This is a genomic window from Dietzia sp. E1 (assembly GCF_014145015.1).
In the GTDB taxonomy this organism is placed as follows: Bacteria; Actinomycetota; Actinomycetes; order Mycobacteriales; family Mycobacteriaceae; genus Dietzia; species Dietzia cinnamea_A.
Genome location: NZ_JAALDU010000033.1, coordinates 1 through 3,300, shown reverse-complemented (window position 1 = coordinate 3,300; position 3,300 = coordinate 1). Strand labels below are relative to the sequence as shown.

At 62.0% G+C, this 3,300-nt stretch carries 3 protein-coding genes; 1 reads left to right on the top strand and 2 read right to left on the bottom strand.

What is annotated here, in order from left to right; all coding sequences use genetic code 11:
- A partial coding sequence (locus tag G6030_RS01865) for an ABC transporter permease (RefSeq protein WP_206680886.1) occupies positions 1 to 1,462 on the top strand: 1,462 nt, incomplete at its 5' end.
- 49 nt (positions 1,463 to 1,511) lie between these two features.
- On the opposite strand, the gene G6030_RS01860 is transcribed toward G6030_RS01865, so the two are convergent.
- Together G6030_RS01860 and G6030_RS01855 are read right to left on the bottom strand one after the other, a co-directional pair.
- The gene (locus G6030_RS01860; protein WP_067717485.1) at positions 1,512 to 2,438 is read right to left on the bottom strand and encodes a DMT family transporter; all 927 of its coding nucleotides are present in this window, start codon (positions 2,436 to 2,438) and stop codon (positions 1,512 to 1,514) included.
- Positions 2,435 to 3,300 (bottom strand): cation diffusion facilitator family transporter (locus tag G6030_RS01855; RefSeq protein ID WP_187701451.1); only part of this gene is annotated, 866 nt, incomplete at its 5' end. The genes G6030_RS01855 and G6030_RS01860, both read right to left, overlap by 4 nt.

Below are 3,300 nucleotides of genomic sequence, written 5' to 3'. Positions count from 1 at the left end.
GGCGAACCCCAGCTACGCACTCCGGATCCGGAAGAGCCTGTTTGTGACCTTGACAGCGGACACGATTGCCGAGTTCGCCCGGATCCTGGGTGGGCAAGCCAGCCTCGGACAGTTGGAGGCGGTGACCGCCGGCTGGGCCTCAGCATTTCTGGCTGGCGTGGCGGGGTTCTTCCACGTCAGCGGGTCCCGTCAGGCAGATCGACGACTGGCTGCCACGGATTCCTCCCCGACGAGGGTCGTGCTGGCCAGGCTGGCGTCGTCTCTGGCGTTGGCGGGCGTGGCGGTTGCCGGTTCACTTCTGGCGCTGGCGCTTCGTACCGACATCGTTGACGTGGGCCGCACAGTGACAGCCACCGTCATGTTTGCCCTCATATACCTGGGACTCGGCACAGCGGTGGGTGCGCTAGTGCGCTCCGAAGTCAACGGCTCTTTGGTGATCGTCTTCGTGTGGATGTTCGATGTATTCCTCGGACCGGCGATGGGTCCGTCCGACTCATGGATTACCCGCGTGTTCCCTTCTCACTTTCCGACGTTGGTGATGCTCGATGCCAGCACTGGCCACGCGGGCCCGCTCAGTGACCTTGGCGCCGCAGCGGTCTGGACCCTTGGCGGGCTGGTGCTCGCGTTCGGTGTCCTCGTGTTGACTACCGGCCACCGCCGCACCAGTCGTCGTGCACCCGAGTCGACCTGGGGGCGCACACGGGTGGCGTCGCGGTTCGCCTGGCGCGAGTATCGACGCAACGTCGCACTGTGGGTTCTGCTTGTCGGTCTTCCCTTCTTTTTCATCTCTCTGTCGATCGCCATCACCCCTGATCAGCCCACCCCCGTTGCACTCACCGAGCGCGGCCAGGACACGATCGCCATTGTCTCGATGATCGATGTGCACGGAGCGATCATGGTGCCGATCACCGTGGCCTTCCTGGCCGGCCTGGCTGGCCTGTTCGTCGTGCTCGGATCACTCGAGGCCGACCGGCGACTCGTTGTGGCCGGCTACCGCACCGCAGAGGTGCTCGCGGCTCGTCTCGGGGTGATCCTCTTGGCCGCAGTGTTGGTCAGCGCAGTCTCCCTGGGCGTGACCAGCTTCAGCTTCCAACCGCGTTCGTGGGTGGCGTTCGCGCTCGCGACCCTGGCGGTTGCCCTGACCTACGCCATGCTCGGAGTGCTGATCGGACCTATAGTCGGGCGCCTGGGCGGCCTGTACTTGATGTTCATGCTGCCTTTCCTTGATGTCGGGTTGGCCCAGAACATCATGTTCGACGCCGCCCCACCCGACTGGGCGACTTGGATGCCCTCCCATGGAGCTGTTCGCGTCTTGACCGACGCAGCGTTCACCCCCAGTTTCGACGAGACCGCCGGGGCGTTACTGGCCCTTGGCTGGCTAGCTGGGATCACGCTCGCGGCAGCCATGGTGTTCCACCGGATTGCCGCACCGGGCCGCACCCCACTGAGGACAGCCAGCTAAACGTCGAAGACGACGTCGTGGTTCACCTCGTGCACGAACCCCTGGACTCTCAAGTGTGGTGGGAGGCAATTTGACAGGGGTGCGCGGCTCGATTTTCTGCCCCCCGCGACATCTCCCGTGTCAACCAGAATCCGGCGCCGAGCAGCAGTACAGCCCCGTAAATCGTGCTCCGCGCCGGAACTTCGGCGAAGACCAGATACCCCAATGTCGTGGCTACCACAGGGGAGACAATGATATCGACCAGCGAGTAAACATTGGCGTTGAGAACTTTCAAAACGATGGAGATGCCGAAATAGGCGAATCCTGTGGAAATCACGCCCAAACCCCCCACCCAAAGCATCACCGGCACGGAGATACCTAGCCCGGGATAGGAGATTGTGGCTGAGACCTTGCCGGGCCCGACGAGCAGCAGCGAGGGCGACAGCACCAGTGCCGCGGCCAGGAGCGACCAGGCTATGTCGTTACCCGTCTCGGTCTTGCCCTCATAACGCATGTAGGTGATCATCGCCGCATAGATCGCCCCGGTTGCCAACGCCACAAGATTGCCCAGGGTGTGACCGCCGCTGAGCGGGTTAGCCACGGCGATACCGGCCAACGCAATGACGAAAATCCCGATGTAGCGCTTGTGCGCCTTCTCGCCAAGAAACAGTGCAGAAAAAATGAACACGAAGAACGGGGCAATACTCCAGAATATCACCGCATTGGCGATGGGCACCAACGTCATGGCGTAGTTGAACACTCCGCCCTGGGCCGCGATCAGCGCGCCGATGATGACCGTGTCCTTTACGTTCCCGCGCGGGAACCGGGGCCATTCCCGGCTCGCCAGTGCCCGCGCAATGAACAGAAACACCGCCGCGAAGGCCATCGCGTAAAACGTCAGCGTCTGGACGGGAATCAACCCGTCGCTAAGCTTGACAAATACGCCGATAGTCGCTTCAGACACGGTGATCAAAGCCAGCAGCAGTAGCGCCTTCATGTTCTATTTTTCGGCGCGGGCCGCGTGATGTCGATCGCTTCGGCGCCAGCCTCATCAAGGTGGCCGGTCTCCACTTGCAAGGTGGTGAAGAAGAACCCGAACTTGTTCTCGAGCACAGTGGAGGCTGTTTGCAGGACGGTTTGTGGATCGGCGCCCTCGACCACTCGAAGGTGTCCGGAGAAGATATAGCGTCCGCTGGTCAGTGCTGACGCGTGAACGTGGTGCACCCCTTGGACCCCCTCGGTGTCCTCCAGTGCTGCCGTGATCTCGGGAAGGCTGAGGTCGGTCGGTGTGCCCGCCATCAGTAGATGGGCAGCATCCCGCAAGATGCCCCAGCTCGCCCACAGCAATACCACACCGAAAGCAATGCCCAAGAGTGGGTCGATCAGCAAGAAACCGGTAAAGCGGATCACGAGTGCGGTGACGATGATCAGGAGGCTGCCCACAAAGGTCTGAAGAATGTGCCACAGTGCGCCGCGGACGTTCAGATCAGTGCGACTTTGTTTCCATATCAGACCCAACGAGATGACTTCAGTGAGCAAACCGCCCGCGGCTGCCCACAACATCGGCGTAGTGGACAGGTCGATCGGGGCAGTTAGCCGCATCCCGCCCATCACGATCACTACCAGCGCCATCACCAGCAGGAAACCGCCGTTGACCAATGCGCCGACAATTTCCGCGCGATACCAGCCGAAGCTGCGGTCTTCATCTGCTGGCCGGCGAGCGAGCCGTGCAGCAATGATGGCCACCAGTACGCCACCGACGGCCGAGAAAGTGTGGAAGGCATCTGAGATCACCGCGACCGAACCGGTCCATAACCCGATGTGTTTGGGACGCCTTTCGGAAAGCGCGGTTCTGATGA

Coding starts and splice junctions, on each gene's coding strand:
- G6030_RS01860 (WP_067717485.1), bottom strand. CDS start 2,438: ATGAAGGCGCTACTGCTGCTGGCTTTGATCACCGTGTCTGAAGCGACT.